We start from the raw sequence: 25,114 nt of genomic DNA on the forward strand, positions 1-25,114 counted from the left end.
GCCCGCGCCGCTGGCCCCCGTGGTGCCCGCGCCCCCGCCCGCCCCGCCCCGCCCCGCCGCCGAGCCCCTGGTGGGCGGCGAAGCGGGCGGGCTGCAGTGATGCGCCACCCGCTGCCCTACGCCTTCGCGCGGTCGAGCCAGCTGCTGCTGGAGGACGACGGCCAGCAGCTCGTGCTGTGGCACGGCCCCGTGCCCGACGCGGCCGCCCTGTCCGAGGTGCTGCGCAAGCACGCCGTGCAGCGCTTCGTGCCGCTCGATGCGCCGCAGCTGGCGCAGCGCATCAGCGCCGCCTACTCGCAGAGCGAATCGAGCGCGGCCACGGTGGTGAGCGAGGTCGAGGAAGGTGCCGACCTCTCGCGCATGATGCAGGAGCTGCCCGCCGTGGAAGACCTGCTGGAATCGGCGGGCGACGCGCCCATCATCCGCATGCTCAACGCCCTGCTCACGCAGGCCGTGCGCGACGGCGCGAGCGACATCCACATCGAGCCCTACGAGCGCCATTCGAGCGTGCGCTTCCGCGTGGACGGCACGCTGCGCGAGGTGGTGCAGCCCAACCGCGCGCTGCACGCGGCCCTGATCTCGCGCCTGAAGATCATGGCCGACCTCGACATCTCCGAGAAGCGCCTGCCGCAGGACGGCCGCATCAGCCTGCGCCTGGGGACAAGAGCCATCGACGTGCGCGTCTCCACCCTGCCCAACGCGCACGGCGAACGCGCGGTGCTGCGCCTGCTCGACAAGAGCGAGAGCAAGCTGAGCCTGGAGTCGGTGGGCATGCAGGGCGGCGCGCTGGCGCGCTTCGAGCAGCTCATCGCCCAGCCGCACGGCATCATCCTCGTGACCGGGCCCACGGGCTCGGGCAAGACCACAACGCTCTACGCGGCGCTGGCGCGGCTGGACGCGACGCGCAGCAACATCATGACGGTGGAAGACCCCATCGAATACGAGCTGCCCGGCGTGGGCCAGACGCAGGTCAACAGCAAGATCGACCTGACCTTCGCGAAGGCGCTGCGCGCCATCCTGCGCCAGGATCCGGACGTGATCATGATCGGCGAGATCCGCGACTTCGAGACCGCGCAGATCGCCATCCAGGCCTCGCTCACCGGCCACCTCGTGCTGGCCACGCTGCACACCAACGACGCGGCCAGCGCCATCACGCGCCTGACCGACATGGGGGTGGAGCCGTTCCTGCTGTCCTCCTCGCTGCTCGGCGTGCTGGCCCAGCGGCTGGTGCGCAAGTTCTGCACCCAGTGCCACGGCGCGGGCTGCGAGCACTGCGGCCACACGGGCTATGCGGGCCGCACCGGCGTGTTCGAGTTGCTGGTGGTCCAGGATGCCATCCGCGCCCAGATCCACAACCAGGCGGCCGAGGCCGACGTACGCGCCCAAGCCCTGGCCGGCGGCATGACGCTGATGCGCGACGATGGCGAGCGGCTGATCGCGCAGGGCATCACCAGCCGCGAGGAAGTGCTGCGCGTCACGCGGGATTGATCGAAAAAGAGAGCTGCCTGCGCTTGCTGCTCCTCAGTTTCAGCATGGAAACCATCTGAAACCTTGAATTGGCAAGCGCCGGCAGCTCCTGTTTTTGAATCAGAACAGGCGTGCGCCCAGCGGCACTTCGCGGTCGGGCACGCACAGCGCCACGTCGCCGTTCGCATCGGCAAAGCCCATCACCAGGCATTCCGAACGGATGGGGCCGATCTGCTTCTTGGGGAAATTCACCACCGCCACCACCAGCCGGCCCACCAGTTCCTCGGGCCGGTACAGGGCGGTGATCTGCGCGCTGGACTTGCGCAGCCCGAGCGCGGGGCCGAAGTCCACCTGCAGCAGGTAGGCCGGCTTGCGCGCCTGGGCGAACACCTCGGCGGCCACGATGCGGCCCACGCGCATCTCCACCTTCAGGAAATCGTCGAACGTGACCGTGGGCAGGGTTTCGGGGCTGGCTTGCATGCCCGCCATGGTGCGCCCGCCGGGCGCTACCGAATGTCGAGCGGCTACTGCAGTCGGCCGGCCGCGCGCTGCTTGCGCACCAGCCCGCGCTGCAGTTCCTTGAGCAGCAGCACCACCTGGCGCGGTGCGTGCTGGCAGCTCTTGAAGGCCTGCTCGGCCTGCGGGTTCTCGCCTGCCTCGGCGTGCGCGATGAGCGCCGCGGCCTGCTGGTGGAAATAGCGGTGGCGCCGCATGAGCATGTCGAACGCGGGGAAATGCCCCAGCGCCGCGCGGCCGCTGCCGTGCAGCCACTGGCCCAGTTCGGAGCAGGTGTCTTCGGCGACCACCTCGGGGCGCAGGCGCTCGTCGCGCGCGCCGCGCAGCACCTCGCCCAGCCAGGGCAGCCAGCGCTCGTGGGTCACGATGGCGGCGTCGATGTCGAATTGCGCCACGAGCCGGTGGGCTTCTTCGTCGAAGAGCACCAGTTCGCTGGCCTGGCCTTCGGGCAGGGACGTCCAATCCTCGGGCGGCGGTGCTCCGTCGGCCCGGGGCTGAAACAAACGGCTGAAAAAGCCCATACGCACCCCTCTTCCCTGAATGCCTGAATTCACCGAACGAGAGCGTGACACAGGCAACATCGTGTTTCTTACTGTAATTTCAATGGAAAACGATTATTGATTAGATCGAACTATCCAGCATGGGCCGTACTGTCAACAATTCATACCCGCCCGCCTGCACGGGTCACGGCGCGCCGCCCACAATCCGGCCATGACCGCACATTCCCTGCCCCCGCTCTCGATGCTCGATCTGGTGGCCGTCCGCGAAGGCGGCACGGTCGCCCAGGCCCTCCAGATCGCCGCGCGCACGGCCCAGCACGTGGAAGCGCTGGGCTTCCAGCGCTACTGGCTGGCGGAGCACCACAACATGCCGGGCATCGCCAGCTCGGCCACCGCCGTGCTCGTGGGCCACATCGCCGGCGCCACGCGCACCATCCGCGTGGGCTCGGGCGGCGTCATGCTGCCCAACCACGCGCCGCTGGTGGTGGCCGAGGCCTTCGGCACCCTGGCCGAGCTCTACCCCGGCCGCATCGACCTGGGCCTGGGCCGCGCGCCCGGCACCGACGGCCCCACCATGCGCGCGCTGCGCCGCGACCGCGTGGAGACCGAGGCCGACTTTCCCCGCGACGTGGCCGAACTGCAGCACCTGCTGGGCCCGGTGCAGCCGGGCCAGCGCCTCGTCGCCATGCCCGGTGCGGGCACGCAGGTGCCGATCTGGCTGCTGGGCTCCAGCCTGTTTTCCGCCCAGCTCGCGGCCGAGCGCGGGCTGCCCTACGCGTTCGCCTCGCACTTCGCGCCGCGCATGCTGCACGCGGCCATCGATTTGTACCGCCGGCTGTTCCGCCCTTCGGCCGCCTGCCCCAAGCCCTACGTGGTGATCGGCGTGCCGCTGATCGCCGCACCCACCGATGCCGAGGCCGAATACCTGGCCAGCAGCACCTATCAGCGCGTGCTGGGCATCGTCACCGGGCAGCGCGGGCTGCTGCGCCCGCCCGTGGAGCATTACCTGGAGGGCCTGGCCTACCAGGAGCGCGCGGCCATCGCCGACTTCCTGGCCGTGGGCGTGGTCGGCGGCCCGCAGACGGTGCGCGACGGCCTGGCCGCGCTGGCCGAAGCCACGCGCGCGGACGAGTTCATGCTGGTCAGCGACGTGTTCGACCCCGACCTGCGCCTGCGCTCGCTGGAGATCGCCGCGCAGGCCGCCACATAATCAGCGGTTTCGCGCCACCGCCCACACCCATGCCCGCCTTTTCCTTCGAAGCCCTGGACGCCGAGGGCCACGTGCGCCGCGGCACGCTGGACGCCGACAGCCCCAAGGCCGCGCGCAGCCTGCTGCGCGCGCAGGCGCTGGTGCCGCTGGACGTGGAGGCGCTGTCGCCCGGCGCGGAAGGCGGCGCCGCGCCCACGCTGGCGCAACGGCTGTTCACGCGCCCCGCGTTCAACGCCACGGGCCTGGCGGTCTGGACGCGCCAGCTCGCGGGCCTGGTGGGCTCGGGCCTGCCGCTGGAGCGCGCGCTCAGCGCGCTGGCCGAGGAGGCCGAGGGCGACGCACAGCGCCACCTGGTGGCCGCGCTGCGCGCCGAGGTCAACGGCGGCGCCAGCTTCGCGCGCGCGCTGGCGCAGCACCCGCGCGAGTTCTCCCCCATCTACGTGGCCGTGGTCGGCGCGGGCGAGGCCAGCGGCGGCCTGGACCAGGTGCTCGAGAGCCTGGCGGACGACCTGGAGGCGCGCCAGGCGCTGCGCGCCAAGGTCATCGGCGCGGCGCTCTACCCGGCCATCGTCACCGTGGTGGCCATCGTCATCGTGCTGTTCCTCGTGGGCTACGTGGTGCCGCAAGTGGCCAGCGTGTTCGCGGGCACCAAGCGCGCGCTGCCCTTCCTCACGGTGGCCATGCTGGCGATCAGCGACTTCGTGCGCGGCTATGGCTGGGCGGTGCTGGGCGCGCTGGCCGTGGCCGCCGCCAGCGCCCGGGTGGCGCTGGCCCGCCCCGCCTTCCGTGAAAAGTTCGACGGCTGGTGGCTGCGCCTGCCGCTGGTGGGCAAGCTCGCGCGCGGCTACAACGCGGCGCGCTTCGCCGGCACGCTGGCCATGCTGGCGGGCGCGGGCGTTCCCATCCTCAAGGCGCTGCAGGCCGCGGCCGAGACGCTGAACAACCGCGCCCTGCGCGCCGACGCGCTGGAAGCGCTGGCCCTGGTGCGCGAGGGCGCACCGCTGGCCTCGGCCCTGGCGCAGAAGAAGCGCTTCCCCGGCCTGGTCGCCATGTTCGCCCGCCTGGGCGAGCAGACCGGGCGCCTGCCGCAGATGCTGGAGCGCGCCGCCACCCAGCTCGGCAACGAGGTGCAGCGCCGCGCCATGCAGATGGCCACCATCCTGGAGCCGCTGCTCATCGTGGGCATGGGGCTCATCGTCATGCTCATCGTGCTCGCCGTGCTCCAGCCCATCATCCAGCTCAACCAGTTCGTCAAGTAGATGGCCCCCACCCTGGACGACAAGCTCGTCGTCGCGATCTCCTCGCGCGCGCTGTTCGACTTCGAGGAGGAGAACCGCCTGTTCGAGGCGGGCGACGAAGAGGCCTACATGCGCCGCCAGCTCGAACTGGTGCACCAGCCTGCGCGGCCGGGCATCGCCTTTCCGCTGGTGAGAAAGCTCCTGGCCTTCAACACCGCCGAGGCACAGCGCGTGGAGGTGGTCATGCTCTCGCGCAACGACCCGGCCAGCGGCATGCGCGTGTTCGCATCGGCCAAGGCGGCGGGCATGCACATCGAGCGCGGCGTGTTCACACGAGGGCGCGATCCGTTCTCTTATCTGCGCCCGCTGGGCGCGCACCTGTTCCTGTCGGCCAACGAGGCGGACGTGCGGCAGGCGCTGTCCATCGGCTTTCCGGCCGCGCGGGTGATGACCGACTCCACGCCCGCTGGCGACCGCTACCCGCAGGAAGTGCGCATCGCCTTCGACGGCGACGCCGTGCTGTTCTCCGACGAGGCCGAGCGCGTCTACCAGCAGGGCGGGCTGCCCGCCTTCCTGCACCATGAGGTCTCGCACGCCGCCACGCCGCTGGCCGAAGGGCCGTTCAAGCCCCTGCTGGCCGCGCTGCACCGGCTGCAGCAGCAGGCGGATGCCTCGCAGACCATGCGCATACGCACCGCCCTGGTCACCGCGCGCAGCGCACCGGCCCACGAACGCGCCGTGCGCACGCTGCTGGACTGGGGCATCACGGTAGATGAGGCGATGTTCCTCGGCGGGCTGGAAAAAGGCCCGTTCCTGCGCGAGTTCGAGCCCGACTTCTTCTTCGACGACCAGACAGGCCACGTCACCTCCGCCGCGCGCCATGTGCCCGCGGGCCACGTGAGCAGCGGCATCGCCAACCCGGCGGCGTGAACCCTTGGGCGCATACAGGCTCCATCCCATGATGAAAGCACCCATTTCCCTGCTCCTGGCCCTGCTGGCCGCGGCGCCCCTGCACGCCCAGACGGCCTCCGCGAACGCGCCAGTCTCCAAGGGCGAGGCCAAGGCGATCCGCGAATTCCACATGCTGGATTTCAATGGCGACGGCAAGCTCAGCCGTGCCGAGGTGGCCATCGTGCCCCGGCTCGCGGCAGCTTTCGACGACGCCGATACCAACCGCGACGGCTACGTGACGCTGGAGGAGGTGCGCGCCTTCGCGGTCAAGTACCGCGCCGAGCGGGACCGCGCCCGGGCCGAGGCGAAGGCGCGGGAGGGTGGATCGCCACCCTGATTTTCATAATAAAAATCGGCTTCAGCGCTTACCAGGCAAGCGCAAGCAGCTATCAAAATAGAAGCGCCCGCTTCACAGCCCGCCCGTGCGCTTGACCTTGGGATCGGAGTAGGTCAGCGGCTGGTCGTTGCGCACCTGCTGGGCCAGGCGTTCCTGCAGCGTGGTCTTGTTGATGTCCTGGGCCAATTCCACCGCGCTGCCGCTGGCGCGCCACATGGACTGGATGAACTCCAGCAGTTGCTTGGAAATGGGCTCCTTGGGCGGCTCCTCGGGCTCCTTGGGCGCTTCCTTCTTGGCCTCGGCCAGGGTCCAGTCGCGGTTTTCCTCGTCCGGCGCGGAAGGTTTGTCCGGCTCGCGGGGCTTGTCCTGCCCGCGCAGGGCGGCGCCCTCGCCCAGCCGGTCCACCGACTCGACGGGGTTGGACGCGTGCACGGGCCGCACCGGCACGGCGCCCGAGGCACCAGTGGAATACAAGTCAGCGCCCTGGGGACGCCACTGGAAGGATGGCGAACGGTCTACAGGTGGCAGTTGCATGGCAATGGTCCTCGGTGAATGCCCAATGCGGCAGCTACAGCTACCGCCTCGTCGTACATTCATTACGGCAAAAAGAAGGGTGAATTGAGGTCAGATCAACCGATTGTCACAAATTAAGGGTTTTCACCTAGTTTGTGCCTGACCTTCCATTTCCCCTCCAGCGCCCGCCACGCCTGCGCCAGGCGCTATAGAAACCGCTCCAGCAGCTTGCGCGAATGGCGGTCCAGCGCGGTCACGTCGGGCACGCGGAACTGCAGGCCGTCGGTGGCGGCGATGAGCAGGTGGGTGCGCCCGCCCAGGCGCCGGATGTCCTCCTCGCCCTTGAGCACGAGCTGCGCCGGCCCGCGGTCGGTGTCCACCTGCCAGGTGCTGGGCGTGGAGAAGCTCGATACGGAGCGGATGCGCGCGATGGTGGGCACGAACTCGCGTGCGGCCAGCTCGTCCTCGATCAGGGCGCGCGCGGCAGCGCCGAGCCGGTCCAGGTGCGGCACCCAGGCCAGTTCGTGGCCGTCGGCGCCGACGAGCGACAGGCCCTCGGCCGGCGCGGCGATGGGAAAGGCGCGTACGGGGGTCACGCCCACGTGCTCGGTGCCATCTTCCAGGCGCAGCACCACGCGGCCGTGCGGATTGCGCGAAAGGTTCAAGGTATCGGTCACAGGTGGGCCTCCTCTTCGGCGCGGCGGGCCTGGGCTTCGTAGAGGCGCCAGTAGGCGCCCTGCTGTTCCATGAGGGCGTCGTGCGGTCCGACCTCGACGATCTCGCCGCGGTCCATGACGACCAGGCGGTCGGCCTTGCGCAGCGTGGACAGGCGGTGGGCGATGGCGATGGTGGTGCGGCCCTTGACGAGGTTGTCCAGCGCCTTCTGGATTTCCTTCTCGGTCTCGGTGTCCACGGCCGAGGTGGCCTCGTCGAGGATCAGGATGCGCGGATCGATGAGCAGCGCACGCGCAATGCTGATGCGCTGGCGCTCGCCGCCCGACAGGCCCTGGCCGCGCTCGCCCACCAGGCTGTCGTAGCCGTGCGGCAGGCGCAGGATGAATTCGTGCGCGTGCGCGGCGCGCGCGGCGGCCACGATTTCCTCGCGCGTGGCGTCGGGCTTGCCGTAGGCGATGTTCTCGGCGATGGTGCCGAAGAACAGGAAGGGCTCCTGCAGCACCAGGCCGATGTGGCGGCGGAAGTCCGCCACGGCCATGCGGCGGATGTCCACGCCGTCCACCAGGATGGCGCCGTCGCTCACGTCGTAGAAGCGGCTGATGAGGTTGACCAGCGTGCTCTTGCCCGAGCCGCTGTGGCCCACGAGGCCGATCATCTCGCCCGGGCGTATGTCGAGCGACAGGTTGCGGATCACCGTGCGGCTGCCGTAGCGGAAACTTAACGCCCGCATCTCGATGGCGCCCTGCACGCGCTCCACCTTCACCGGGTTCACCGGATCGGGCACGTTGCTCACGTGGTCCAGGATGTCGAAGATGCGCTTGGCCCCCGCCGCCGCCTTCTGCGTGACGGAGACGATGCGGCTCATGGAGTCGAGCCGGGTGTAGAACCGGCCGATGTAGGCAATGAACGCCGCGAGCACGCCCACAGTGATCTGGTTCTGGGCCACGAGCCAGATGCCGAAGCCCCAGACGACGAGCAGGCCGACCTCGGTCATCAGCGAGACGGTGGGGGCGAACAGGCTCCAGGTCTTGTTGAGCCGGTCGTTCACCTCCAGGTTGTGCTGGTTGGCGGCGCGGAAGCGGTCGGCCTCGCGCTTTTCCTGCGCGAAGGCCTTCACCACGCGGATGCCGGGGATGGTGTCGGCCAGCACATTGGTCACCTCGCTCCAGACGCGGTCGATCTTCTCGAAGCCGGTGCGCAGCTTGTCGCGCACGGTGTGGATCAGCCACGCGATGAAAGGCAGCGGCACCAGCGTGACCAGCGCCAGCCACGGGTTGATGGAGAAGAGAATCACCGACGTCATCACGATCATGAGCACGTCGGTGGCGAAATCGAGCGCGTTGAGCGAGAGAAAGACGTTGATGCGGTCCGTTTCGGAGCCGATGCGCGCCATCAGGTCGCCCGTGCGCTTGCTGCCGAAATAGTCCAGCGACAGGCGCATCAGGTGCTCGTAAGTGGTCGTACGCAGGTCGGCGCCGATGCGCTCGGACACCAATGCCAGGATGTAAGTGCGCGCCCACCCCAGCCCCCAGGCCAGCAGCGCCGCCAGCAGCAGGCCGCCCAGGTACAGGGCCGCCCGCTCGGTGGGAATGGGCGTGCCGCTCTGGTAGGGGATGAGGATCTCGTCCATGAGCGGGATCGTCATGTACGGCGGCACGAGCGAGGCGGCCGTGGAGGCCAGCGTGAGCCCGAAGCCTGCCGCGAGCTGCTTCTTGTACGGCCGCGCGAACCGCCACAGGCGCAGCAGCACCCAGGTGGAGGTGTGCGGCGCCTGCTGGCGCGCGCAGGCCGGGCATTCGTCGCTGTCGGGTGGCAGGGGCGTTTGGCAGGCGGGGCAGCGCGGCGTGTCGTCCTCGGCGGGTGCGGCCAGGGCGTGGGGGCTGTCCAGGCGCTCGACCTGGCGCTCGAACGCCTGCGCCAGCAGCAGCGCCTGGGGGTGGTGCCCCAGCGTGAAGCGCCACAGCGCCAGGCGCCGGTCGGCGTCGTGCAGCGCCAGCGTGCCTACGCCGCCGTGGTCGGCCATGCGCAGCTGCATGCCGGGGGCGACCGGCCATTCGCCCTGCGCGCCCTCGGCGCCCCAGGCGATGAGGCGGCGGTCGGTGACGGCCAGCAGGCCGGGGGCGAAGCGCAGGTCGGGGGTCAGGTCAACCTCGAAGGCGGCCTGCACGTTTTCGTCGGAAGCGAGCGCCGCTCGCAGGCCGGCCCCCAGGGGGCCGGACAAGACACCTGAGGCGTCCACGGAATGGTGATGTTGCATGTTGTTTGGGTCATATGCGCCGCCCGGCCCTGCCCGGCGGCGCCCGCGCGCATGGGCCGATTGTGATGGACACCTCCAGCCTCCGTCCCGCCGCCTGCGCATCGCCTTGTAACGCGCGCATGCCGCCCTCCGCTGACACTGCGCAGCCTTCCATCTGAGCGCACAATCTCCGTCACCCCCGGCCAGCGGCGCGCGGCGCCCGGCCTTCCGACTCTCCACGCTGCATTCCATGGCGAAATTCAAAGACATCCAACTCCTGCGCGCCACCTACCTGCGCGGCCCCAGCGTATGGACCTACCGCCCCATCCTGGAGGTCTGGCTGGACCTGGGCGAGCTGGAGGACTACCCGTCGAACAAGCTGCCCGGCTTCAACCAGCGCCTGACGGCCTGGCTGCCCAACCTGATCGAGCACCACTGCGGCGTGGGCGAGCGCGGCGGTTTCATCCAGCGGCTGGAGGGCGGCACCTGGATGGGCCACGTGCTGGAGCACATCATCATCGAGCTGCTGAACCTCGCCGGCATGCCCGCCGAATTCGGCCAGACGCGCGAGATCTCCCAGCGCGGCGTCTACCGCATGGTGTTCCGCTGCCCCGAGGAAACCGTGGCGCGCACCGCCCTGGCCTGGGGCCACCGGCTCATCATGGCGGCCATCAACGACGAGCCGTTCGACCTGAAGCCCGCCATCCAGGCCATCAAGACCGAGATCAACGACCGCTACCTGGGCCCGAGCACCGGCTGCATCGTGGACGCGGCCGGCGAGCGCCGCATCCCGCACATCCGCCTGAACGACGGCAACCTGGTGCAGCTCGGCTACGGCGCCGCACAGCGCCGCATCTGGACGGCCGAGAGCGACCAGACCAGCGCCATCGCCGAGGGCATCGCGCAGGACAAGGATTTCACCAAGCGCCTGCTGACCGCCTGCGGCGTGCCTGTGCCCGAGGGGCAGATCGTGGCATCGCCCGAGGAGGCCTGGGAGGTGGCGCAGGACATCGGTTTCCCCATCACGGTGAAGCCCTCGGACGGCAACCACGCGCGCGGCGTGACGCTGGAGCTGTCCAAGGAGGCCGACATCAAGGCCGCCTTCGCCCTGGCCGCGCCCGAGGGCTCGGACGTGATCGTCGAGAAGTTCATCGACGGCGTGGAGCACCGCATCCTGGTGGTGGGCGGCAAGGTGGTGGCCGCCACCAAGGGCGAGACGGTGAGCGTGCACGGCAACGGCCGCTCCACGCTGCGCGAGCTGGTGGAGGTGCTCAACCAGGACCCGCGCCGCGGCCCCGAGCAGGAATACCCGCTGGACTGGATCAAGCTGGAGTCCGGCGCCGTCACGCTGGAGCTGCGCCGCCAGGGCGTCACACCCGACTCGGTGATCCCGCAGGGCCGCAGCATCCTGCTGCAGCGCAACGGCAACATGGCCATCGACTGCACGGACGAGGTGCACCCCGACGTGGCCTACTACGCCCAGCTCGCCGCCAAGATCGTCGGCCTGGACATCGCGGGCATGGACATGATCCTGCAGGACGTCTCCAGGCCCATGAAGGAACAGGGCGGCGCCATCCTCGAAGTGAACGCCGGCCCCGGCCTGCTCATGCACCTCAAGCCCACCAGCGGCGCGCCGCGCCCCGTGGGCATGGCCATCGTGGACCACCTGTTCCCGCGCACCGACGACGCCGCCGGCGCGGGCCGCATCCCCCTGGTGGGCATCGCCGGCACGCGCGGCAACGCCTTCACCGCCCGGCTGGTGGGCTGGCTGCTGCAGCTGTCGGGCAAGCTCACCGGCGTGGCCAGCAGCGAAGGCATGTTCCTAGCCAACCGCCAGACCCAGAAGCACGACACCGCCAACTGGGCCGGCGCCCACCGCCTGCTGACCAACCGCCTGGCCCAGGCCGCCGTGATCCAGACCACGGCCCGCTCCATCCTCGAGGAAGGGCTGGCCTACGACCGCTGCCTGGTCGGCGTGGTGACCGACATGGACGGCTGGGAACCCCTGGCCGACCACGACGTGCGCGAGCAGGCGCAGATGACGCGCGTGCTGCGTACCCAGATCGACGTAGTGCTGGACGAAGGCGCGGGCGTGCTCAACGCCGACATCGCGCAGGTGGCCGACCTCGCACGCCTGTGCGACGGCGAGGTGCTGCTGTATTCCGCCCAGGCCGACAACCCCGCCATCTCCACCCACCGAGGCGAGGGTGAAGGCCGCGCGGTGTTCGTGCGCGGCGAGCAGGTGGTGCTGGCAACCGGCGCCAGCGAGCGCGTGCTGGGCACGCTGGCCGCGCTGCAGCCTGCCGGCCGGCAGCCCGACACGCCGGCGCTGCTCGCGGCGATCGCGGCCGCCTGGTCCATGGACATCGCCCCCGACCTGATCGCCGCGGGCATCAAGACCTTCGAGTACACGGGCGCCTGATTCAAAAAACATAGCTGCCACCGATTGATGGATAAGCGCTAGAGGCCTATTTGACTCATAAAGAGAACCCCATGCAGATCACCCGCATCCGCGCCCTGCGCGGCCCCAACCTCTGGACCCGCAGCACCGCCATCGAGGCCGTGGTGCACTGCGCGCCTGGCGAGTGCGACTACGCCGCCCTGCCCGGCTTCGAGGACCGCCTGCGCGCGCGCTTCCCGCAGATCGGCGCGCTGCAGCCCCACGGCGCCGACCAGCGCCTGACGCTGGCCCACGTGCTGGAAGTGGCGGCCCTGGCACTGCAGGCGCAGGCCGGCTGCCCGGTCACCTTCAGCCGCACGCACGAAACCGTGGAGGCGGGCACCTACCAGGTGGTGGTCGAATACACCGAGGAGGCCGTGGGCCACCAGGCCATGGAACAAGCCGAGAAGCTGGTGCAGGCCGCGCTGGCCGATACGCCCTTCGACGCCGACGCCGTGGTCGCCCAGCTGCGCGAGCTGGACGAGGACGAGCGCATCGGCCCCTCCACCGGCGCCATCGTCGACGCGGCCGTGGCGCGCGGCATCCCGTTCCGGCGGCTGACGAGCGGCTCGCTGGTGCAGCTCGGCTGGGGCTCCAAGGCGCGCCGCATCCAGGCCGCCGAGCTGGACGCGACCAGCGCCGTGGCCGAATCCATCGCACAGGACAAGGACCTGACCAAGCGCCTGCTGCATGCCGCCGGCGTGCCGGTGCCGCTGGGCCGCCCCGTCACGGACGTGGAAGACGCCTGGAAGGTGGCCGAGGAAGTCGGCCTGCCCGTGGTCGTGAAGCCGCAGGACGGCAACCAGGGCAAGGGCGTGGTGGTCAACATCACCACGCGCGAACAGCTCGAGGCCGCCTACAAGACCGCCAGCGAATTCGGTGACGAGATCATGGTCGAGCGCTTCCTGCCCGGCCACGACTTCCGCCTGCTCGTGGTGGGCAACCAGCTCGTGGCCGCCGCGCGACGCGAGCCGCCGCAGGTGCTGGGCGACGGCCTGCACACTATTTCGCAGCTGGTGAACATCGTCAACCAGGACCCGCGCCGCGGCAGCGGCCACGGCACGGCGCTCACCAAGGTGCGGCTGGACGACATCGCCGTCGCGCGCATCGCCGCCGAGGGCCTCACGCCCGAATCCGTGCCCGCCCAGGGCCAGCGCGTGGTGCTGCGCAACAACGCCAACCTCTCCACCGGCGGCAGCGCCACCGACGTGACCGACGACGTGCACCCCGAAATCGCCGCGCGCGCCGTGGAGGCCGCGCAGACCATCGGCCTGCACATCTGCGGCGTGGACGTGGTCTGCGAGACCATGCTGCGCCCGCTGGAGGAGCAAAGCGGCGGCATCGTCGAGGTGAACGCCGCGCCCGGCCTGCGCATGCACCTGGCGCCCTCGTTCGGCCGCCCGCGCAACGTGGGCGTGCCCATGGTGGACGCGCTGTTCCCGCCGGGGCAGGACGGGCGCATCCCGCTCGTGGCCGTCACCGGCACCAACGGCAAGACCACCACCACGCGCCTGATCGCGCACCTGTTCACCGCGCACGGCTGGCGCACGGCCATGACCAACACCGACGGCGTGTACGTCAACGGCCGCCAGATCGACAGCGGCGACTGCTCCGGCCCCAAGAGCGCGCGCAACGCGCTGGCCCACCCCGAGACCGATGCCGCCGTGCTCGAATGCGCACGCGGCGGCCTGCTGCGCGAAGGCCTGGGCTTCGACCGCGCGCAGGTGGCCGTGGTCACCAACGTGGGCGAGGGCGACCACCTGGGGCTGAACTTCATCCACACCGTGGAGGACGTGGCCGTCTTGAAGCGCGTCATCGTGCAGAACGTCGCGCAGGACGGCTACGCCGTGCTCAACGCCGCCGACCCGCACGTGGCCGCCATGGCGGCGAGCTGCCCCGGCAAGGTGATCTTCTTCGCCGCCGACCGCCACCACCCCGTCATGGCCACGCACCGCGCGCAAGGCGCCCGCGTGGTCTACGTGGACGAGGGCCACATCGTCGCCGCCGAAGGCTCGTGGCGCGAGAGCATCCCGCTGCGCGACATTCCCCTGACGCGCGGCGGCACCATCGGCTTCCAGGTCGAGAACGCCATGGCCTCCATCGCCGCCGCCTGGGGCGTCGGCCTGCCGTGGCAGACCATCCGCCGCGGACTGGCCGGCTTCGTGAACGACAGCGACAACGCGCCCGGTCGCTTCAACGTCATGGACTACCGCGGCGCCACGCTGATCGCCGACTACGGCCACAACCCCGACGCCATCCGCGCCCTGGTGCAGGCCGTGGACGCCATGCCCGGCCAGCGCCGCAGCGTGGTCATCAGCGGCGCGGGCGACCGCCGCGACCAGGACATCACCGAGCAGACCCTGATCCTGGGCCGCGCCTTCGACGACGTGATCCTCTACCAGGACGCGTGCCAGCGCGGCCGCGCCGACGGCGAGGTGCTGGCCCTGCTGCAAAAGGGCCTGCAGGGCGCGCCGCGCACCCGCTACGTGACCGAGATCCACGGCGAGTTCGCCGCCATCGACCACGCGCTGGCGCGCCTGGCGCCCGGCGACCTGTGCCTGGTGCTGGTGGACCAGGTGGAGGAGGCGCTCGCGCACCTGCACCGCCACGTGAGCGGAGAGCAGCATGCGGCGGCTTGAAGGCATCGCCGGCGCCACCTGCGCCCTGCTTCTGGCCGCCTGCGGCGCGCGCGCCGAGCAGGTGGGCGCCGTGGACACGGTGTTCAAGTTCATCGGCCCCGACCACAAGATCGTGGTCGATGCCTACGACGATCCCAAGGTGCAGGGCGTGACCTGCTACGTCTCGCGCGCCAAGACCGGCGGCATCAAGGGCGGGCTGGGGCTGGCGGAAGACAAGTCCGAGGCCTCGATCGCCTGCGTGCAGACCGGCGCCCTCCAGATACCGCAGCCGCTGCCGCAGCAGGAAGAAGTGTTCACCGAGCGCACCTCGCTGCTCTTCAAGCGCCTGCGCGTGGTGCGCATGGTGGACGCGAAGCGCAACGCGCTCGTCTACATGACGTATTCCGACCGCGTGATCGAAGGCTCGCCGCAGAACAGCGTGACGGCCGTGCCCGTGGGGCGCGGCACACCGATTCCGGTCAAATAGCCCCCGTTTGACACAATCGCCGGATTCTTCCGAAACCGCAGAATCCAGCCCCATGGCCTCCTCCAAGAAAACGCAGGCATCCCAGCTTTTCACCCAGTCCGCCCGGCCAGCAGACCTGGCCGCCGAATTGCAGCGTGCAGTCGCTCTGCACCGCGCTGGCCAATGGGCACAGGCCGGCGCCGCCTATGAACGGATATTGGCCCTGCAGCCCGGCAACTTTTCCTGCCTCCATCTGCTCGGCGTCCTGATGCTGCAGGGCGGCAGGCACGCCGATGCCGAGCGGCTGATTTCCCAGGCCATCGGAGCACAGCCGAACACAGCTACCCCCTATATCAACCTGGCCCTTGCACAGTCGGGCCAGCACAAGTACGACAACGCCCTGGACAGCATCGCAAAGGCGCTGGCCCTCCAACCCGATCTGGTGGAGGCGCAGGTCAATCGTGGGGCCATCCTTGTCCAAGCCAAGCGGTCCCAAGAGGCGGTCGATCAGTTCGACCGTCTGATCTCCACGGGACATGGCACCGCCGAGGTCTGGACCAATCGAGGCATCGCACTGGCGCAACTACGTCACTACCCGGATGCGCTGGAGAGCTACCGCAAGGCATTGTCCATCGCGCCTGCGTTTCCCAAGGCGCACTACAACATGGGCACCGCCCTGATAGAAACCAGAAACTATGGCGATGCCCTGCAAGCCCTTGATCGCGCCATCTCATCCCACCCGAACTATGCGGAAGCCTTCAGCGCCAAAGGACAGGCCCTGCATGGGCTCGGCAATCCCGGGGAGGCCAAGCCCTGGCACGAACGCGCGGCGGCGCTCAAGCCCCACGCCGCACAGATCCTGCTCAGCTATGCCAACTGCTTGGTTGATCTCCGCGAATACGAAGCCGCGCACAGGACCATCGAAGCGGCGCTATCGGCCGACCCGCAACTGGCCGATGCCTATGTAGCCGGCGGCCACCTGCTGGCATGCCAGTGGCGGCATGAGGACGCCCTTGCGAACTACGACCGCGCCCTTCAGATCAATCCGTTACTGGAGTCCGCCTATTTCTTCAAGGCCACATCAGAAATGGCGCTGAAACGCTACGCTGATGCGCTCCAGAGCATGCAGCGCTGCACGGAAAGCGGTCGTTTCGATACGATGCTTGCCCGGCAGTATTGCCGGATGATGGTGTGCGACTGGACGGATTTCGATGGGAGTGTTCAACGCATCCGCGAAGAAATCCAGCCAGGCAAGCCTGCAGAACTCGCGTTTTCCTTGCTCAGCCTCATTGACGATCCTGCGCTGCACTTGATCGCAGCGAGCAATTTCGCCAGCAAATGGAAGCCAGCGGCCACGCTGTCTCCAAAATCCCATGGCACAGGCAAGATCAAGATCGGGTATTACTCCGCCGATTTCCACGACCATGCAACGACCTTCCTGATGGCGGAACTCTTCGAGAGCCACGACACCGAGAGATTCGAAATTTACGCTTTTTCCTTCGGCCCCGCGCAGGCTGCCAGCCGGATGCTGGAGCGCATCACGCGCAAGCTCGACCATTTCATCGAAGTACGTGGCAAGAGCGACGAGGAGATAGCCGCACTGTCCCGGTCACTGGGCATTGACGTTGCCGTGGACCTCAAGGGGTTCACCACGGATGCCCGCTTCGGCATTTTCGCCGCACGTTGCGCGCCACTACAGGTGAGCTACCTGGGGTATCCAGGCACAACCGGGGCAGATTTCATCGACTACGTCATCGCGGACGAGACCGTCATCCCCGAGAGCCAGCAGGCCCACTACACCGAAAAGGTCATCTATCTACCCCACAGCTACCAGGTCAACGACAGCCAGCGCGCCATTTCCAGCCGCGTTTTCGAACGGCAGGAGCTGGGCCTGCCGCAGCAGGCCTTCGTCTTCTGTTGCTTCAACAGCAGCAACAAGATCCTTCCCGCGACTTTCGACGCCTGGATGCGTCTGCTGCGCAACGTCGATGGCAGCGTTCTATGGCTGCTGCAGAGCAACACGCCGGCCATGCAAAACCTGCGCAAAGAGGCCGAAGCCCGTGGCGTGGATGGCATGCGGCTGGTCTTTGCCGAATACATGCCCTTGGAGGAGCATCTGGCCCGCTACCGTCTGGCCGACCTGTTCATCGACACCTTCCCCTATAACGCCCATACGACCGCCAGCGATGCGTTGTGGGCAGGTCTTCCCGTGCTGACCCGCACGGGGCAGTCTTTCGCCAGCAGGGTCGCTGCGAGCCTTCTGACCGCCATTGGCCTGCCCGAATTGATTACCCACACCCCGGCCGACTTTGAAGCCAAGGCCATCGCACTGGCACAAGACCCCGGCTCACTACGCGCCATCCGCGACAAGCTGGATCATCAGCGGCTCCGCAGCCCGCTGTTCGACGGCGTACAGTTCACACGGCATATGGAGTCAGCCTACATCGCCATGCATGAGCGCTACTGCCAAGGGCTGGCACCCGCTGCGATGGAAATAAAGGCATAGCCTGATACACGGTCAATCCTGCGCCGCGATGCGGCGCAGGGCCTGCTCGAACACCTCGACCGGCTGGCCGCCCTGGATCAGGTGGCGCTGGTTCACGATGACCGCCGGCACCGAGTGGATGCCATGGCTCTGGTAGTGCGCCTCGCGCTCGCGCACCTCATGGGCGTAGGTGTCCGACGCCAGCACCGCGCCGGCGCGTGCCTCGTCCAGCCCCAGTTCGCGCACCAGGCGCAGCAGCACGGCCCGGTCGCCGGGGTTCTCGCCGTCGGTGAAATAGGCCTTGAACAGCGCATGCTTCAGCGCGCTCTGCTGCGCCGGGGTGCCCTCCGCCTCCAGCCAGTGCAGCAGGCGGTGGGCATCGAAGGTGTTGTAGATGCGGCCGCGCCTGTCCATACGGAAGGTGAAGCCGAGCTGCGCCCCGCGTGCCGCAATCGCCTCCCGGGTCTGCTGCGACTGCTCGGGCGTGGCTCCGTACTTCTGCATCAGGTGCTCGCCGATGTCCTGCCCTTCGGGGCCCATGTCCGGGTTCAGCTCGAAGGGCTGGAAGTGCACGTCCAGCGCCACCTCCTGCGCCAGCCGCGCGGCCGCCTGCTCCAGCGCGTGCAGGCCGATGGCGCACCAGGGGCAGGACACGTCGGAGACGAAATCGATCCGGAGGGGGATGGGCGTGTTGGCGGTCATCGCAAGGCTCCTGCGCGCAAAGCGCCCATCCTAGCCTTCGGCCTGCAGCCATGCGCGCAGCTCGGTCTTGAGCACCTTGCCATAGCTGTTCTTGGGCAGCGCCGGGACCCACCGGTATTCCTTGGGGCGCTTGAAGCGCGCGATGTGGTCCAGGCACAGCGCGTCCAGCGCCGCGTCGTCCACCGCACCGCCCTCGCCCGCGACGAGGAAGGCAACCACCACCTCGCCCCATTCCGCGTCGCGCTGGCCGACCACGGCGGCCTCGCTCACGTGCGGGTGCAGCAGCAGCACCTCTTCCACCTCGCGCGGGTAGATGTTGGAGCCGCCGGAGATGATCACGTCCTTGGAGCGGTCGCGCAGGGTGAGGAAGCCGTCCGCGTCCAGGCTGCCCACATCGCCCGTATGCAGCCAGCCGCCGCGCAGCGTGGCGGCGGTGGCCTCTTCGTTGGCCCAGTAGCCTGCCATCACCGTTTCGCCGCGCACCACCACCTCGCCCGGTTCCCCGGCGGGCACGGGCCGGTCCTCGGCATCCACCACGCGCACTTCCACGCAGGCATGCGCCACGCCCACCGAGGCGATGCGCTCGGCCCAGCGCGGGTGGGCGGTGTCGGCCAAATGCGCGCGCGCCAAGGCGGTGATGGTCATGGGGCTCTCGCCCTGGCCGTAGATCTGCACGAACTTCTGGCCCAGGGTGTCCAGTGCGCGGCGCAGGTCCTCCACGTACATGGGGCCGCCGCCGTAGACGATGGTCTTGAAGCCGTCCGCGGCGGCGCCCGCGCGCCGCACGTGTTCCACCAGGCGATGCACCATGGTGGGCGCGGCGAAGAACGACAGCCGCCCCACGCTGGCCGCGAGCCGCACCAGCTCGGCCGGGTCGAAGCCGCCGGATTCGGGCACCACGTGGCGCGCGCCGCGCAGCATGTGGGCGTAGTTGTACAGGCCCGCGCCGTGCGACATGGGGGCAGCGTAGACCATGGCGTCGTCCGGGTGGACGTCGTCCACGTCGGTGAAATAGGCCATGGTCATGGCCAACAGATTGCGGTGGGTCTGCATCACGCCCTTGGGCCGGCCCGTGGTGCCGGAGGTGTAGAAGAGCGAGGCCACGTCCTGCGGCGCGCAGGCGTGCATCTCCAGCGCCGGGCCCTGCGCGGCCTGCTCCCAGGCGTCGCTGCCCAGCTCCTGCAGCGTGGCGGGCGCGGCGCCGGCGGCCAGCGCCGCATCGCGCAGCGCGCCGGACACGCACACGGCGTGCGCACCGCTGTGCTCCAGCACGTAGGCCAGCTCGCGCGCATGCAGCTTGTAGTTGACGGGCACCGACACCGCGCCGGCCCAGTGGATGGCATGCAGCGCCTCCAGGTACTGCGGGCAGTTGGCCGAGAAGATGGCCACGCGGTCGCCCGGCGCCACGCCGCAGCGCGTGCGCAGGTGGCCGGCCAAGGCCGCCACGCGGGCGGCAAGCTGGCGGTAGTCGTGCAGCACGCGCTCGCCGGCCAGCAGCGCCGGTCGGCTGGGAAAAACCTGGGCGCTGCGCCGCAGCAGGTGGGAAATGTTCATCGCTGTCGTCGTCTCCTGCCCTGCACTATAAGCAGGCGGCGGCACGGCCGTCCGCTCTCATAACAATAGCTGCTTGCGCTCGGTGGATAAGCGCTGCAGGCCCTTTTTGCTTCAAACTCACGGCATGCACACCGCACCGGACCTGTTCGCCGACGACCCCGCCCGGCCCGCCGCCCTCTCCCTGGGGCCACAGGCCGTGCTGCTGCGCGGCTTCGCGCTCGCGCAGGCGGCCGCACTGCTGGAGGGCGTGCACGCGGTCGCGCAGCAGGCGCCCTGGCGCCGCATGGCCACGCCGAGCGGCCACGCGCTGTCGGTGGCCACCACGGGCTGCGGGCCTCTGTCGTGGGTGAGCGACCGGCGGGGCTACCGCTACGAGGCGCACGACCCGCTCACCGGCCGGCCGTGGCCCGCGCTGCCGCCAGCCTTCCTGGCCATGGCGCAGGCGGCGGCACTGCAAGCCGGCTTCGCGCACTTCGTGCCGGACGCCTGCTTGGTCAACCGCTACGCGCCCGGCACCCGCCTGTCGCTGCACCAGGACCGCGACGAGCAGGACATGGACGCCCCCATCGTCTCCGTCTCGCTGGGCCTGCCGGCCGTGTTCCTCTGGGGCGGCGCCACGCGCGCCGAGCGCCCCGAGCGCGTGCTGCTGCACCACGGCGACGTGGTCGTATGGGGTGGCGTGGACCGCCTGCGCTTCCACGGCGTGCTGCCGGTCGAGGCGGGCGAGCACCCGGCCACTGGGCCCTGGCGCATCAACCTCACGCTGCGCAAGGCGCGCTATTGAAAGAGGAGCTGCCTGCGCTTTCTTAGAAAGCGCCAGAGCCATTTTTTGACCCAAAATGCAGGCGGCGGACGGCACGCTGTCCTACGTGGGGATAGGCCGCATGCCTGCACAATGGCCTGCTGCCCCCTCTTTTCGTCCAAGGGAACACATTTGCGCATTCTGTACGTCGAAGACAGCCACGAGCTGCGAGACACCATCGCCCTGCTGATGGAAGGCGATGGCCGCACCGTCACCACCTGCGCCACCGCCGAGGAAGCGCTGCAGCACGACGCGGCGCAACCCTTCGACCTGGTGGTCACCGACGTGAGCCTGCCCGGCCTGTCCGGCACCGACCTGTGCCGCCGCCTGCTGGCCGACGATCCGCAGCGCTGGGTGGTGCTGTGCTCGGGGTACGAGTTCTCCCAGCCGCTGGACAGCCTGGGCCCCTGCGTGCGGGCCCTGCTCAAGCCTTTCGAGATCGAGGAGCTGGAGGAGCTGCTGGACTCCATCCAGGCCGCCCTTCAGGCCTGATTGCAAGCGCGGCGCGGCAGCGTCACCTGGAAGCAGGTGCTTCCGTCCTCCGAACAGGCCTGTACCTGCCCGCCGTGGGCCAGCACGATCTGCTGCACGATGAACAGGCCCAGACCCAGCCCCTGGTGCTGGTCGGGAGTGCTCTGGCGGCCGCGGAACGGCTCGAACAGCCGGGGCTGCAGTTCGGCGGGAATTTCCCCGCCGTTGGTGACGCGGATCCTGACCACGCAAGTGTCGGTGCCATCCAGGTGCAGCTCCACGGGATGCTGCGGCGCGCCGTGGTGCATGGCATTGCCCAGCAGGTTGGCCAGCACCTGGCCGAGGCGCTCGCCGTCCCACAGCCCGCACAGATCGCCCTCCTGCCGCATGCGCACCTGCCGCTGCGGGTGGGCCGCATGCACTTCCTGCAACGCGCGCTGCGCCTGCGCACCCAGGTCCACCTCGCCCGGCGCCATGGCCAGGCCGCCATGCTGGCGCGCGCGGGTCACGTCCAGCAGGTCCTCGATCATGCGGCCCATGCGCCGGCCCGCGATCTGCATCCGGTCCGCCAGGGACTGCACCTTGTCCTGCTCCTGCGGGCGCTGCAGCAGCGCGGCGCACGCCATGATGGCGCTCAGGGGGCCGCGCAGGTCGTGGCTGAGCACGGCCATGAACATCTCGTTGATGTAGAGCGCCTCGGTGCGCTCGCGCAGCTCGCGCGCCAGGGCGTGCTTCTGGCGCTGCAGGTCGAAGAACACCTTGGCCTTGTTCACCAGCATGTGCGGGTCGATGGGCTTGTAGAGGAAGTCCACCGCGCCCGTCTCGTAGCCCTTGAACTGCCACTGCTGGTCGCGCGAGCCGGCCGTCATGAAGATCAGCGGCACGTGGCGCGTGCGCTCGCTGCCGCGCAGCAACTCGGCCAGCTCGAAGCCGTTCATCTCGGGCAGCCGGCGCCATTCGGCGCGCTTGCGGATCTCGGCCATGGCGGCGAAGCCGTCCATCTCCGGCATCATGATGTCCATGAGCACCAGATCCACCGGCTGCCCGCCGGGCTGCGCGGCACGCTCCAGGGCTTCGACGGCCTCACGGCCGTTGCGGGCGATCTCCACCTTCGCTCCCGTGGGCTCCAGCACGCTGGAGAGCGCGAATCCAGCTCCTCCGCACGCAGCTGGCGGAAAAGCCCCAGCTCCACCACCGCCAGCGCCACGCCGCTCAGCACCACCGGCACCACCACCAGCTCCGCCGGGCTGGCCCGCCCCGTGCCGGACGTCACGGGCAGGTAGCCCGCGGGCACGTTGCGCACGTGCTGCAGGGCGCGGGCCTGGAGCGCCTGCCCCGCCAGCCCCTCGCCCGCGCGGATGGAAGCGGGCCCGGCATCCGGCGCCAGGGCGTAGCCCGCCATGCGCTCGAAGACGCCGTGGCCTTGCGTCACGTACATGGCGCCCACCTTCGCATCCAGCCGCGTGGCCAGGAACTCCACCACGGCGGCGGCCAGCTCGTGCACGCGCTGCTCCCCTTGCAGCCGCAGCCCCAATCCGACAAGGCTGCCCTTGATCCAGTTCTCCACCTCGCGCGAGCGGTGCTCGGCGTAGGCCATCACGGCCGAGGCACAGATCAGCAGCAGCAGCACGGCCGTGCTGCCCCAGGTGATATAGGCCGACAGGCCAAAAGCGTCCTCCCACGCGCGGCGGCGGTCGGCCAGTTCCTGGCGCTCGGCGTTCTGCATTTCGCGCACGAGGCCGCGCATGGTGTCCATGGTGGCGTTCCCTTCGCCGCGCAGTACCGACAGCGCCTCGTCCCGCCGTCCTTCGCGCTGCAGGGCGATCATGCGGTTCAGCTCGGCCATCTTCTGCCTGGCCAGCCCCTGCAGTTGGTCCAGGCGCCTGCGCTGCATCGGGTCGTGCCCCGCAAAGCGCTGTAGCTTCTCCAGTTCCACCGGCAACGCCGCCTGCGCCGCGGTGTACAGGTCCAGGCGCTGCTCATCCCCGGTCAGCATATAGCCGCGCTGGCTCGACTCGGCGTTCTTCAAATACGCCCATACCAGTTGCACCTGCAGCAGACCATCCACCGTGGAATTGATGCTGTCCACCATCGTGGCGCGCTCGTCGCTGGAGCGGTAGGCGAGCACGGCGATCAGCAAGGCGGCGGTGGCGGCCAGCACGAAGCCGAGGAGCTGGCGTGCGGGCATGCTGGCAAGGGCGCGCGGGCCCGAGGTGTCTGGTGCGGAGGGAACCATTCGTGACCCAAAGTAAATGATGCCGCGCGATGATAGGGGCACCTACAGGCCACTGCATGTAGGACGCGACCATCCAGGGCGATTTTCCCCCTGTGCGCCACGTGCAAGAACGGGCTATGGCATAGCCATGTCCTCGGGCACCGTGCCATTCCACAGGCGCGTGGACAGCAGCTTGCTGCGCGTGTCCGCGATCCATTGGGGAATGATCTCGCAGCCCATCACTTCGCTTTGCAGAACGCCCGAAGCCAGCAGGGTGCGGCATCCCCGCTGGCCCAGCCGGTCGGCGCACAGGGGAATGGTATGAAGCGGGGAGCCGCCGTCGCTGTAGCGCGTGTCCACGCATTCGCTGTAGCCCATGACGCCACAGCACGCGCAGGGCAGCAACGCTACGGCGCGCCGATAGGCCGATGCCTCGCAGCGGCCGGCGCGTGACGGCGCCCGTACCGCTTCGCGCCCGCAATGGGCGCCGCTGGTGAATGCATCGGTTGCGGCCATGAACGACTCCTCTTGCCATGCCGGGCATGGAAAGCAGCCAATCCGCATGCCACGCCCGTCAGGTGAGTGCATCGTAGAAAGGCGCCGCAGCCGCTGCTGTAGGACGGAGGGCCGCGCATGCGTCCCATGGCACCTCACTCCACGGTCACTCTCTTGGCCAGGCTCCTAGATTTGTGCCGCCGCATAACTTCGCTGCGCGAAGTGAGCGGCGTCCAAGCCGCGCAACCTGGGCGCTTCGCGCGGCGGCTGCGCGCGCGTGACTCCGACAAATAAAGTTCGTCGAGATCATCGCTCATTAGTTGTTGATTTCTCGACACTTGCGCATTGCGCGAAAGTTCGTCGGAAATTTCCAAACAGAAGGTGGACCTTGCACCGTCGCAAATATAGTCCGTCGGGACGGAACGAAGCGATAGCTTTGCCGCCGCCCTGTATTGACCCAGCGGTTTCTGCACAGATCAGGCCGCTAAAGCATAAGCCTCAGCGGGGGTCTTCATACCCAGCGCCTGGTGAGGGCGCCGGTGGTTGTACCAGCCGATCCAGTCTGCGATCACACGGCTGGCGTGTTGCAGGGTTTCGAACCGGTGGCGGTGTACGCATTGGTCCTTGAGCGTGCGGATCACACGCTCGACCATGCCGTTTTGCTCCGGGCTGTACGGGGTGATGAACTCCTGCTGCAGGCCGTAGCTTTTGACCAAGGTCGTGTAGCTGCGGCTGGTGAATACCAGGCCGTTGTCGGACCTCAGCAAGAACGGATGCCTGACCTTGCCCAGGCAGCCGTAGCGAGCGATCAACGCCTGCTCCAAGGCTGCCTCAGCGGTTTTGGATCGGCCGCTGCGGCTGAGGTGCCAGCCCAGCAGCTCACGGCTGTAGCAGTCGATCACCAGGGCCAGCGAAGCCCAGCCATCACGCCCCGTCCATACCCGGCACAGGTCCGTGGCCCAGCGCTCGTCTGGCGCCTTGGCCACCGAGGGCAAGGCCTGGATTCCCCGCGTACCGGGACCTGGCAGGCTTCGACTTCAGCCACAGCGAGGTGAACGAAGCCCTGGTACGCCAGCTGCACCGCTGCGAATTCTTGGAGAACGCCAACAACGTGGTGTTGGTGGGTGGCCCGGGTACGGGCAAGACCCACATCCGTCTGCGCGGCCCAGTGGATACCGAGCAACTCAAGGCGGTGCTGGCCGTGGTGCGCGCATGATCGGTTT

General features: G+C 69.1%; 22 protein-coding genes and 1 pseudogene. 12 read left to right on the forward strand and 11 right to left on the reverse strand.

Annotation, left to right across the window (positions count from 1 at the left end; all coding sequences use genetic code 11):
* Positions 1 to 99 precede the first annotated feature (99 nt).
* Positions 100 to 1,488, forward strand: coding sequence for a GspE/PulE family protein (locus AVS7_RS16070; RefSeq protein ID WP_020229362.1), 1,389 nt, complete (start codon positions 100 to 102; stop codon positions 1,486 to 1,488).
* Between the two features lie 99 nt (positions 1,489 to 1,587).
* On the opposite strand, the gene AVS7_RS16075 is transcribed toward AVS7_RS16070, so the two are convergent.
* Positions 1,588 to 1,956 carry a tRNA-binding protein gene (locus tag AVS7_RS16075; protein ID WP_020229363.1) on the reverse strand — a complete coding sequence of 123 codons (369 nt, stop codon included), beginning with the start codon at positions 1,954 to 1,956 and terminating at the stop codon, positions 1,588 to 1,590.
* Between the two features lie 35 nt (positions 1,957 to 1,991).
* Positions 1,992 to 2,504 carry a CZB domain-containing protein gene (locus AVS7_RS16080; RefSeq protein ID WP_020229364.1) on the reverse strand — a complete coding sequence of 171 codons (513 nt, stop codon included), beginning with the start codon at positions 2,502 to 2,504 and terminating at the stop codon, positions 1,992 to 1,994.
* Positions 2,505 to 2,694: 190 nt separating this feature from the next.
* Between AVS7_RS16080 and AVS7_RS16085 the strand changes: the two genes are divergently transcribed.
* From AVS7_RS16085 to AVS7_RS16100, 4 genes are read left to right on the forward strand one after another with little or no spacing between them, the layout of a single operon-like run.
* On the forward strand, positions 2,695 to 3,693 hold the full coding sequence (locus AVS7_RS16085; protein WP_024001693.1) for an LLM class flavin-dependent oxidoreductase: 999 nt from the start codon (positions 2,695 to 2,697) through the stop codon (positions 3,691 to 3,693).
* Positions 3,694 to 3,722: 29 nt separating this feature from the next.
* Entirely contained in the window at positions 3,723 to 4,952 is a 1,230-nt protein-coding gene (gene gspF, locus AVS7_RS16090) for a type II secretion system inner membrane protein GspF (protein ID WP_020229366.1), read from the forward strand.
* A complete protein-coding gene (locus AVS7_RS16095) occupies positions 4,953 to 5,861 on the forward strand; it encodes a 5'-nucleotidase (protein ID WP_020229367.1) in 909 nt (302 codons plus the stop codon).
* A gap of 31 nt (positions 5,862 to 5,892) precedes the next feature.
* Complete coding sequence (locus AVS7_RS16100) at positions 5,893 to 6,219, forward strand: EF-hand domain-containing protein (protein ID WP_234450027.1); 327 nt, start codon at positions 5,893 to 5,895, stop codon at positions 6,217 to 6,219.
* A 72-nt stretch (positions 6,220 to 6,291) separates the two neighbouring features.
* On the opposite strand, the gene AVS7_RS16105 is transcribed toward AVS7_RS16100, so the two are convergent.
* The 3 genes from AVS7_RS16105 to AVS7_RS16115 form a co-directional block, all read right to left on the reverse strand.
* Positions 6,292 to 6,753 carry a hypothetical protein gene (locus AVS7_RS16105; RefSeq protein WP_034691109.1) on the reverse strand — a complete coding sequence of 154 codons (462 nt, stop codon included), beginning with the start codon at positions 6,751 to 6,753 and terminating at the stop codon, positions 6,292 to 6,294.
* A gap of 185 nt (positions 6,754 to 6,938) precedes the next feature.
* Positions 6,939 to 7,409: a DUF1854 domain-containing protein gene (locus tag AVS7_RS16110; protein WP_020229370.1), complete on the reverse strand. Its 471-nt coding sequence runs from the start codon at positions 7,407 to 7,409 to the stop codon at positions 6,939 to 6,941.
* A complete protein-coding gene (locus AVS7_RS16115) occupies positions 7,406 to 9,664 on the reverse strand; it encodes an ABC transporter transmembrane domain-containing protein (protein WP_024001695.1) in 2,259 nt (752 codons plus the stop codon). The genes AVS7_RS16110 and AVS7_RS16115 overlap by 4 nt, the downstream gene beginning before the upstream one ends.
* A 229-nt stretch (positions 9,665 to 9,893) precedes the next feature.
* On the opposite strand from AVS7_RS16115, the gene cphA (AVS7_RS16120) reads away from it, so the two are divergent.
* The 4 genes from cphA (AVS7_RS16120) (at position 9,894) to AVS7_RS16135 (ending at position 17,673) form a co-directional block, all read left to right on the forward strand.
* Positions 9,894 to 12,065 carry a cyanophycin synthetase gene (gene cphA / locus AVS7_RS16120; protein ID WP_020229372.1) on the forward strand — a complete coding sequence of 724 codons (2,172 nt, stop codon included), beginning with the start codon at positions 9,894 to 9,896 and terminating at the stop codon, positions 12,063 to 12,065.
* Positions 12,066 to 12,136: 71 nt separating this feature from the next.
* Positions 12,137 to 14,722: a cyanophycin synthetase gene (gene cphA / locus AVS7_RS16125; RefSeq protein ID WP_020229373.1), complete on the forward strand. Its 2,586-nt coding sequence runs from the start codon at positions 12,137 to 12,139 to the stop codon at positions 14,720 to 14,722.
* Positions 14,709 to 15,188, forward strand: coding sequence for a CreA family protein (locus AVS7_RS16130; RefSeq protein ID WP_020229374.1), 480 nt, complete (start codon positions 14,709 to 14,711; stop codon positions 15,186 to 15,188). Before cphA (AVS7_RS16125) ends, AVS7_RS16130 begins: the two co-directional genes overlap by 14 nt.
* Positions 15,189 to 15,240: 52 nt before the next feature.
* The gene (locus tag AVS7_RS16135) at positions 15,241 to 17,673 is read left to right on the forward strand and encodes a tetratricopeptide repeat protein (RefSeq protein WP_020229375.1); all 2,433 of its coding nucleotides are present in this window, start codon (positions 15,241 to 15,243) and stop codon (positions 17,671 to 17,673) included.
* Positions 17,674 to 17,685: 12 nt separating this feature from the next.
* Here the strand turns inward: AVS7_RS16135 and AVS7_RS16140 are convergent, their stop codons facing one another.
* Positions 17,686 to 18,354 (reverse strand): DsbA family oxidoreductase, encoded by a 669-nt coding sequence (locus AVS7_RS16140; protein WP_020229376.1) that lies wholly within the window; start codon positions 18,352 to 18,354, stop codon positions 17,686 to 17,688.
* Positions 18,355 to 18,384: 30 nt separating this feature from the next.
* The gene (locus tag AVS7_RS16145) at positions 18,385 to 19,908 is read right to left on the reverse strand and encodes a class I adenylate-forming enzyme family protein (protein ID WP_020229377.1); all 1,524 of its coding nucleotides are present in this window, start codon (positions 19,906 to 19,908) and stop codon (positions 18,385 to 18,387) included.
* Between the two features lie 124 nt (positions 19,909 to 20,032).
* On the opposite strand from AVS7_RS16145, the gene alkB reads away from it, so the two are divergent.
* Complete coding sequence (gene alkB, locus AVS7_RS16150) at positions 20,033 to 20,692, forward strand: DNA oxidative demethylase AlkB (RefSeq protein WP_020229378.1); 660 nt, start codon at positions 20,033 to 20,035, stop codon at positions 20,690 to 20,692.
* 150 nt (positions 20,693 to 20,842) lie between these two features.
* The gene (locus AVS7_RS16155; protein WP_020229379.1) at positions 20,843 to 21,202 is read left to right on the forward strand and encodes a response regulator; all 360 of its coding nucleotides are present in this window, start codon (positions 20,843 to 20,845) and stop codon (positions 21,200 to 21,202) included.
* On the opposite strand, the gene AVS7_RS16160 is transcribed toward AVS7_RS16155, so the two are convergent.
* From AVS7_RS16160 to AVS7_RS16175, 4 genes are all read right to left on the reverse strand, one after another.
* On the reverse strand, positions 21,193 to 22,290 hold the full coding sequence (locus AVS7_RS16160; RefSeq protein WP_020229380.1) for a hybrid sensor histidine kinase/response regulator: 1,098 nt from the start codon (positions 22,288 to 22,290) through the stop codon (positions 21,193 to 21,195). The two genes, AVS7_RS16155 and AVS7_RS16160, sit on opposite strands and share 10 nt — an antisense overlap.
* Positions 22,191 to 23,369 carry a CHASE3 domain-containing protein gene (locus AVS7_RS16165; RefSeq protein WP_024001696.1) on the reverse strand — a complete coding sequence of 393 codons (1,179 nt, stop codon included), beginning with the start codon at positions 23,367 to 23,369 and terminating at the stop codon, positions 22,191 to 22,193. Before AVS7_RS16165 ends, AVS7_RS16160 begins: the two co-directional genes overlap by 100 nt.
* A gap of 162 nt (positions 23,370 to 23,531) precedes the next feature.
* On the reverse strand, positions 23,532 to 23,912 hold the full coding sequence (locus AVS7_RS24510) for a hypothetical protein (protein ID WP_024001697.1): 381 nt from the start codon (positions 23,910 to 23,912) through the stop codon (positions 23,532 to 23,534).
* A 455-nt stretch (positions 23,913 to 24,367) separates the two neighbouring features.
* The gene (locus tag AVS7_RS16175) at positions 24,368 to 24,877 is read right to left on the reverse strand and encodes an IS3 family transposase (protein WP_024001699.1); all 510 of its coding nucleotides are present in this window, start codon (positions 24,875 to 24,877) and stop codon (positions 24,368 to 24,370) included.
* 17 nt (positions 24,878 to 24,894) lie between these two features.
* Between AVS7_RS16175 and AVS7_RS23950 the strand changes: the two are divergent.
* Positions 24,895 to 25,044: pseudogene (locus tag AVS7_RS23950) on the forward strand (ATP-binding protein); the annotation flags it as partial.
* Positions 25,045 to 25,114: the final 70 nt, after the last annotated feature.

Source organism: Acidovorax sp. MR-S7 (assembly GCF_000400995.2).
In the GTDB taxonomy this organism is placed as follows: domain Bacteria; phylum Pseudomonadota; class Gammaproteobacteria; order Burkholderiales; family Burkholderiaceae_C; genus MR-S7.

Coding starts and splice junctions, on each gene's coding strand:
- AVS7_RS16070 (WP_020229362.1), top strand. CDS start 100: ATGCGCCACCCGCTGCCCTACGCCTTCGCGCGGTCGAGCCAGCTGCTG.
- AVS7_RS16075 (WP_020229363.1), bottom strand. CDS start 1,956: ATGGCGGGCATGCAAGCCAGCCCCGAAACCCTGCCCACGGTCACGTTC.
- AVS7_RS16080 (WP_020229364.1), bottom strand. CDS start 2,504: ATGGGCTTTTTCAGCCGTTTGTTTCAGCCCCGGGCCGACGGAGCACCG.
- AVS7_RS16085 (WP_024001693.1), top strand. CDS start 2,695: ATGACCGCACATTCCCTGCCCCCGCTCTCGATGCTCGATCTGGTGGCC.
- gspF (WP_020229366.1), top strand. CDS start 3,723: ATGCCCGCCTTTTCCTTCGAAGCCCTGGACGCCGAGGGCCACGTGCGC.
- AVS7_RS16095 (WP_020229367.1), top strand. CDS start 4,953: ATGGCCCCCACCCTGGACGACAAGCTCGTCGTCGCGATCTCCTCGCGC.
- AVS7_RS16100 (WP_234450027.1), top strand. CDS start 5,893: ATGAAAGCACCCATTTCCCTGCTCCTGGCCCTGCTGGCCGCGGCGCCC.
- AVS7_RS16105 (WP_034691109.1), bottom strand. CDS start 6,753: ATGCAACTGCCACCTGTAGACCGTTCGCCATCCTTCCAGTGGCGTCCC.
- AVS7_RS16115 (WP_024001695.1), bottom strand. CDS start 9,664: ATGCAACATCACCATTCCGTGGACGCCTCAGGTGTCTTGTCCGGCCCC.
- cphA (WP_020229372.1), top strand. CDS start 9,894: ATGGCGAAATTCAAAGACATCCAACTCCTGCGCGCCACCTACCTGCGC.
- cphA (WP_020229373.1), top strand. CDS start 12,137: ATGCAGATCACCCGCATCCGCGCCCTGCGCGGCCCCAACCTCTGGACC.
- AVS7_RS16130 (WP_020229374.1), top strand. CDS start 14,709: ATGCGGCGGCTTGAAGGCATCGCCGGCGCCACCTGCGCCCTGCTTCTG.
- AVS7_RS16135 (WP_020229375.1), top strand. CDS start 15,241: ATGGCCTCCTCCAAGAAAACGCAGGCATCCCAGCTTTTCACCCAGTCC.
- AVS7_RS16140 (WP_020229376.1), bottom strand. CDS start 18,354: ATGACCGCCAACACGCCCATCCCCCTCCGGATCGATTTCGTCTCCGAC.
- AVS7_RS16145 (WP_020229377.1), bottom strand. CDS start 19,908: ATGAACATTTCCCACCTGCTGCGGCGCAGCGCCCAGGTTTTTCCCAGC.
- alkB (WP_020229378.1), top strand. CDS start 20,033: ATGCACACCGCACCGGACCTGTTCGCCGACGACCCCGCCCGGCCCGCC.
- AVS7_RS16165 (WP_024001696.1), bottom strand. CDS start 23,369: ATGCCCGCACGCCAGCTCCTCGGCTTCGTGCTGGCCGCCACCGCCGCC.
- AVS7_RS24510 (WP_024001697.1), bottom strand. CDS start 23,912: ATGGCCGCAACCGATGCATTCACCAGCGGCGCCCATTGCGGGCGCGAA.